This is a genomic window from Roseospira navarrensis, from assembly GCF_009601025.1.
Taxonomy (GTDB): domain Bacteria; phylum Pseudomonadota; class Alphaproteobacteria; order Rhodospirillales; family Rhodospirillaceae; genus Rhodospira; species Rhodospira navarrensis.
Genome location: NZ_WIVE01000010.1, coordinates 77,286 through 83,680, shown reverse-complemented (window position 1 = coordinate 83,680; position 6,395 = coordinate 77,286). Strand labels below are relative to the sequence as shown.

Sequence of the window (6,395 nt, the reverse complement as noted above, 5' to 3'; positions counted from 1 at the left end):
CGTGGGGCGCGCCCCACGGATGGGCATGCAGGTGCGCCCCCTCGTGCAAAATTTCCAGACATCAGGTTACACAGCCTTTTGCGACCCGCATGTACTCTTTCGCTGTGTCATAGGAGACGGAGCAGTTCGCCTCGACCCACGCCTTGAACTGCCCGTGGGGGATCTCTTTCTTGACCGCGAGCAGGGCCTCACCGGCTCGCTTGGCCTCCAGCAGCATCCCCTTGGCGTGACGCTGGACCTCCTGGTGGGCGTCGTTGATCTCCCCGGCCAGCATGGTGAGCGTGGGCACGGCGAGAGCGGCTGAAATTACCCCCAGCGATTTCTCTGCCTGTTTCTTGGTGGGCGCGCGTCAGGTTCCCCCCGGTGGGGGGCCTCGACGGCCCACCCTTGGACCGACCCGCCGGGAGCACTCAGGGGACCAGGTGGCCAGACGGAGCGGGCATCGGGTGGTCCCGAGGGTGTCCACATACGATCGTATATGAACAGGCTTGAGAAGGCACGATATCGCATGTTCACAAATTAGGTTGACGGGGTTCTGGACACTTCATAATCTGGACACCGAATACGAACACCCTTTCAGACCACTCAGAGGCAGACATGCAGACGTTCGTTTACGCCAGGGTGTCCACCGCAGGGCAGACCACCGAGAACCAGCTTCATGAGATCAAGGCCGCCGGGTATGTGCCGGACACAGTCTATGAAGAGACCATCAGCGGGTCCGTTAAGGCAGACGAGCGCCCTGAGTTCCTGAAGATGCTCGACACCATCCAGAGGACGCGGACGCCCAAGCGGCTGATCGTCACCAAGCTGGACCGCCTGGGGCGCAATGCTGAGGACATCATGGGGACCGTCAAGCGGCTCGCGGAGGTGGGCTGCGGAGTGCGTGTCCTGCAACTCGGTGACGCTGACCTTACCAACGGAGCCGGTAAGATCATCCTGGCCACGCTGGCCGCCGTTGCCGAGGTCGAACGAGACATTCTGATCGAACGGACCCAAGCGGGCCTTCAGCGGGCCAAGGCGGAGGGCAAACAACTGGGCAGACCGAAAGGCGGCCCTTGGATCCAAGCGGAGAAGATCCGGCGGAGACTGAATGAAGGCGCGTCGGTCTCCATGGTTGCGCGGGAGTTCAGCACCTCGCGGGCAACCATTCTGCGGATCAATGAGGGCGCATGACTCTCTCGGGTGCATGTTGCACCCGTTTGGATGTAGCTATTGAACGGATTGCTATTGGTCCGTTTTTGCGAGTACTGGGGTGGTAGTATCCTATATCAGCCTTGTTTTCTGTTGCATCTGTTGAGAACGCCGGGAGTGTCTTCGGATGCTCCCGGCGTTCTTTTGCTCATGATGTGGTATTTTTGCAACACACAGCAACGCACACTCCTCGACCCCTGCTTTTTGGTTCCGATGCCGAAAGGGTGCGAAGTGCATCCGCATGTCCGACCTCAAGCCGTCCTGAGGGACTGCTTCAGGACCGACTTGTAATCAAATTCACAGGAGACACCCAGCATGAAGAAGTTTAGATCCATCGATGACGCTGGCATCGAATGGGAAACAGAAGTCCTATCAGAGGATACGGGCGAATACGTCAAGACGCGGATTACCCCGTTCAGTTCCGCTCACCGGGGAACCAAGACGGTTACTGTCAAAGGGACCGACGCCGGGTTTATTAGGCGGTTCCCCTGTAAGGACGGACGGGTCGAGTTCATGGCCCACTGGCTGTTGATGACCCGTTCCGCCAACACCGAGATTGACGCGGTTGACCGACTGCGTAGGCAGTTCCCCGACGCGGAACCCCTCGAGGTGCTTGAGGCTGCCAGTCGGTTCGCCAAGGGGTACATCTAATGCCGACACTGGGAACGCCAAAAAAGAGCCGCCGGGGGAACAGTGAACCGGGAGCAAAGATCACTGTGACACTCGATGGGAAGCAGGTTAAGGCGATTGATCGAGAGATCGTTTATCTGAAAGCCCAGGGTATTGACTTTTCGCGGGCGCAGATTGTCCGTACCATCATCAACAAACACTTTGAACTCGTATAATTGGAGTAGATGCAATGGAACAACGAGTTTCGGTAAGGGATGCGTCCCGCAGCGACTGCAACGGCTGGCGCGGGCTGAAGGGCTGTCCAACGATCAGATGCAAGGGATCATTGGCGGGATCATTCACGCCTTTGATGGTCAGGCATCGTCCTACGTGATGGCCCAGGGTGTGTCTGACCTCAAAGGGTTCTGGGAATGGGCCAACAACAAGGAACGCGGGAATGTTATCCGAGCCGGTGTACGGTTGTTCGCGGGCGACCCGGTCGGTTTCAAGCACCTGGCGGATCAGTATCAGATGTCCCATAGCGCACGATAAGGTCCCCGCGCGCCCCTGATGATAATTCCGGGGGACAATGGGGATCGGACGTTGGGTTGGTGCCCTAGCCAAGCGCCAGGTCAAACGTCCACAGGTGCGGCATTGCAGAGGCGCGCAGTCGAGTGGGCTGCTCGCGCGCGTCACTCGGTCGCCCCTGGCTCTTGGAGTGGATCAGTCGGGCCGCCACGGCGATAACCCGACAGTGAACCAAGAGTGAAACGCCCAGAGGACCAGACGAGAGGCAGGTGAGCGTATCAAGTACGGCACCAGAAGCGCCCCTTGTCTGGTCCAAGGGAATAAATGCAGCAGAACAATAGATGATGAGTAGGAGGCGCCGGGAGAAATCCCGGTTTTTTTTGTATGAGTGATATTGCAGAAAAGAAAAAGCCCAAGGTGCGTAGCCTTGGAGAGATCAAGAGTACCTTGGGTCCGAAGCCTGTCCCGATGTTGGGCGAGTGGTTCTACGAAGCGAACCAAACGATGTTGTACGCGCCCACAGGCATCGGAAAGTCATTCGTTGCGATGTCCATGGCCCTGGTGATCGCCGGGGGTGGCACGCTGATGGGCTGGAAGGCCGACAGACCGCGCAAGGTGCTGTACGTGGATGGCGAAATGGACCTCCACGAGTTGGTCGAACGTGCCGAGATGTTGGCCGATGGGATCGAAGGGATCGACAAGGGGTTGGCCTTTGAGAACCTCCAGATGTTGGCCTTCAGGGATCAAGAGCCGGGCTCGTGGTTCATCGATCTGGATGAGGAGCGGTCCCGAGAGTTCATCGAGAAGGAGGCACGGCGAGGGCGCTTCGATCTGGTCATTCTCGATAACTTCAGCACGCTCGTGTCAGTGCTCGATGAGAATGCCGCAAGTTCGATGGACACCACCATTGACCTCATGAGGAACCTTCAGCGGGCCAGATGCGCGGTCATGCTGGTACATCACGCCCGGAAGACCAATGGAGGCGATGGGTCCTACCGGGGGTCCTCCAAGCTGTCCGTAACCTTCAACAACATCATCCGTCTGGATGCCCCGAAGGAGCGACCCTTGGATGGCTCTGCGGCCTTCACGATTGTCTGGGAAAAGGTCCGCTCCAAGAGAACCGATGAGGTGGCGGAACGCAAGGTGCAGCTTGTCGAGGGTCGATGGGAGCACGAACAGGCCATCAAGCCCGAGGTCAGAGAGTATGTCAATGCAGTCAAATCCAGAAAGTACGCGACGGACAAAGAAATCGCAAAGGCTCTGAAGATCAGTCCCGCGTCTGTCTCGCGGAGACGGAATGAAGCCGTTGATGTTGGATTGGTAAACCGCGAGAAGATCAAAGAGCTCTTTGCGGATGCGCGGGAGGACCGCAAGGGCTTTGCAGACGATGACGTTGGCGAAGACGATTGGGATGCAGGGGACTTTTAGTGGCCGTTGGGACGGCTTGGGACATTCGAAGGGTGGTCTTGAGACCCTTCTCATAGGATCCAGAGTTTCAGTATTTCATCTCTCTATATGGGGTGAAACTTGAAACTGTATTGAATATCAATGGGTTATGGGGCGTCCGGAAGGGCCGGATTTCACGGGCTTGCAGGGCACCCCGAACCATCTAAGGAGTATTCATTGAACCTTATTGATCTTTTAGATGTGCGATACATCCCTGTGCCGCATCAGTCAGGCTTGCGGACCACAGTTGACCCGGAGAGCGTGACCGTGAAGCTGGATCCCGGCTCGAAGGCGGTCCTCCAGTACATCCTCGACACCACCGAAGCACCGACCCGGAGTCAGGCGATCCGGGATGCCCTGGTGTTCTTCGGGAGGTGCCTGTGGGCGCGGCAACAGACCCGCTGAAAGAAGGTTGAAGGCGATTCTGTTGACGAATCAGAGCGTTCCTGATAAGTGGGTCACAGTGACCAACAGGTTGCTGTGACCTACATTTTGCTGAGTTCGTGAAGCAAAATCAAGTACTTAGGCGATTTGTCCGGCCCATCCCTTCGGGCGCGCCATTTTTCCCGCATCGCCGCCGCCGACCCGAACCGCGCCCGCCGCCGTCGCGCCAACGCTTGCGTGACGCCCGCGCGGTTCTGGTGTATGCCCTCGCTCGACCGTTTCCCCTCCAGACACCGCCCGCCCCAAAGCCGGCCCGACAGGACCCGACCCCATGGACTTGCGTAACATCGCCATCATCGCCCACGTGGACCACGGCAAAACGACCCTGGTCGATGCCATGCTCAAGCAGTCGGGGACCTTCCGTGAGCACCAGAAGGTGGCCGAGCGCGCCATGGACTCCAACGACCTGGAGCGCGAGCGCGGCATCACCATCCTGGCCAAGTGCACCTCGGTCGCCTGGCAGGGCACCCGCATCAACATCGTGGACACGCCGGGCCACGCCGACTTCGGCGGCGAGGTGGAGCGGATCCTGTCCATGGTGGACGGCGTGGTGCTGCTGGTGGACGCCGCCGAGGGGCCGCTGCCGCAGACCAAGTTCGTGCTGTCCAAGGCGCTGAAAAAGGGCCTGCGTCCGATCTGCGTGGTCAACAAGGTGGACCGCTCCGACGCCCGCGCCCATGCGGTGCATGACGAGGTCTTCGACCTGTTCGCCGCGCTGGACGCCGACGACGACCAGTTGGATTTTCCCACGCTGTATGCGTCGGGCCGGGACGGCTGGTGCGCCTCCAACCCCGAGGTCGTGGAGACCGGCACCGATGGTCTGACCCTGGAGCCGCTGTTCAACCTGATCCTGGGCCACGTGCCGCCGCCCAAGCGGGTGCTGGACGCGCCGTTCTCCATGCTGGCGACGACGCTGGAGGCCGATCCGTACCTGGGCCGCATCCTGACCGGCCGCATCGAGACCGGCCGGATCCGCCTGAACCAGCCGATCAAGGCCCTGTCGCGCACGGGTGATCTGATCGAGCAGGGCCGCGCCTCCAAGCTGTTGGCCTTCCGGGGGCTGGAGCGTGTGGCGGTGGAGGAGGCCGAGGCCGGCGACATCATCGCCATCGCCGGCCTGACCGAAGCCACCGTGGCCGATACCCTGTGCGCGACGGAGGTCACCGAGGCCCTGCCGGCGCAGCCCATCGACCCGCCCACGCTGGCCATGACGTTCTCGGTCAACGACGGGCCGCTGGCCGGGCGCGAGGGCAGCAAGCTGACCAGCCGCGTGATCGGCGCCCGCCTGGAGCGGGAGGCCGAGGGCAACGTGGCCATCCGCGTGACCGAGACCGCCGAGAAGGACGCCTTCGAGGTCGCCGGCCGAGGCGAGCTGCAGCTCGGCGTGCTGATCGAGACCATGCGCCGCGAGGGCTTCGAGCTGGCCATCTCGCGCCCGCGCGTGCTGATCCAGACCGACGAGAGCGGCCAGAAGATGGAGCCGATCGAGGAGGTCTACATTGACGTGGACGAGGACTATTCGGGCGCCGTGGTCGAGAAGATGAACGCGCGCAAGGCCGATCTGGTCGAGATGCGGCCCTCCGGCGGCGGCAAGACCCGCGTCGTGTTCCACGCGCCGTCGCGCGGCCTGATCGGCTACCACGGCGAGTTCCTGACCGACACGCGCGGCACCGGCATCATGAACCGGCTGTACCATGGCTATGCGCCGTGGAAGGGCCCCATCGAGGGTCGGCGCGAGGGCGTGCTGATCGCCAACGCCGGCGGCGAGGCCGTGGCCTACGCCCTGTTCAACCTGCTCGACCGGGGACCGCAGTTCATCGAGCCGGGGCAGGCGGTCTACGAGGGCATGATCATTGGCGAGCACAACCGGGGCCAGGACCTGGAGATCAACCCGCTCAAGGCCAAGAAGCTGACCAACGTCCGCGCCTCGGGCAAGGACGACGCCATCCTGTTGCCGCCGCCGCGCCGGATGACCCTGGAGGACGCGCTGGCCTACATCCAGGACGACGAACTGGTGGAGGTCACGCCGTCGTCCATCCGCCTGCGCAAGAAGATCCTGGATCCGCACGAGCGCAAGAAGGCCAGCCGCAAGGCGGACGCGTGAGGCTGGCGGCGACCAACCGCCTTTGAACGGTCCACGCAGGGCGGGGTGCGCGTATCGGTGCGAACCCCGCCCC

The 6,395-nt window shown here is 61.4% G+C and carries 6 protein-coding genes; 5 read left to right on the top strand and 1 reads right to left on the bottom strand.

The window, feature by feature from the left end:
• Positions 1-61: 61 nt before the first annotated feature.
• Entirely contained in the window at positions 62-289 is a 228-nt protein-coding gene (locus GHC57_RS05430) for a DUF3102 domain-containing protein (RefSeq protein WP_153341973.1), read from the bottom strand.
• Between the two features lie 308 nt (positions 290-597).
• On the opposite strand from GHC57_RS05430, the gene GHC57_RS05425 reads away from it, so the two are divergent.
• The 5 genes from GHC57_RS05425 to typA all read left to right on the top strand — a co-directional run bounded on the left by GHC57_RS05425 (position 598) and on the right by typA (position 6,322).
• Positions 598-1,173 carry a recombinase family protein gene (locus tag GHC57_RS05425; RefSeq protein WP_153341971.1) on the top strand — a complete coding sequence of 192 codons (576 nt, stop codon included), beginning with the start codon at positions 598-600 and terminating at the stop codon, positions 1,171-1,173.
• A 333-nt stretch (positions 1,174-1,506) separates the two neighbouring features.
• Positions 1,507-1,842, top strand: coding sequence for a hypothetical protein (locus tag GHC57_RS05420; RefSeq protein ID WP_153341969.1), 336 nt, complete (start codon positions 1,507-1,509; stop codon positions 1,840-1,842).
• An 870-nt stretch (positions 1,843-2,712) separates the two neighbouring features.
• The gene (locus tag GHC57_RS05415; protein ID WP_153341967.1) at positions 2,713-3,756 is read left to right on the top strand and encodes an ATP-binding protein; all 1,044 of its coding nucleotides are present in this window, start codon (positions 2,713-2,715) and stop codon (positions 3,754-3,756) included.
• A gap of 285 nt (positions 3,757-4,041) precedes the next feature.
• Positions 4,042-4,179, top strand: a complete 138-nt coding sequence (locus tag GHC57_RS05410; RefSeq protein ID WP_153341965.1) for a hypothetical protein — start codon at positions 4,042-4,044, stop codon at positions 4,177-4,179.
• A gap of 310 nt (positions 4,180-4,489) precedes the next feature.
• A complete protein-coding gene (gene typA / locus GHC57_RS05405; RefSeq protein WP_153341963.1) occupies positions 4,490-6,322 on the top strand; it encodes a translational GTPase TypA in 1,833 nt (610 codons plus the stop codon).
• Positions 6,323-6,395 lie beyond the last annotated feature (73 nt).

Bases quoted from the DNA above. Each gene is read 5' to 3' on its own strand.
- GHC57_RS05425 (WP_153341971.1), top strand. From the start codon at position 598: ATGCAGACGTTCGTTTACGCCAGGGTGTCCACCGCAGGGCAGACCACC.
- GHC57_RS05420 (WP_153341969.1), top strand. From the start codon at position 1,507: ATGAAGAAGTTTAGATCCATCGATGACGCTGGCATCGAATGGGAAACA.
- GHC57_RS05415 (WP_153341967.1), top strand. From the start codon at position 2,713: ATGAGTGATATTGCAGAAAAGAAAAAGCCCAAGGTGCGTAGCCTTGGA.
- typA (WP_153341963.1), top strand. From the start codon at position 4,490: ATGGACTTGCGTAACATCGCCATCATCGCCCACGTGGACCACGGCAAA.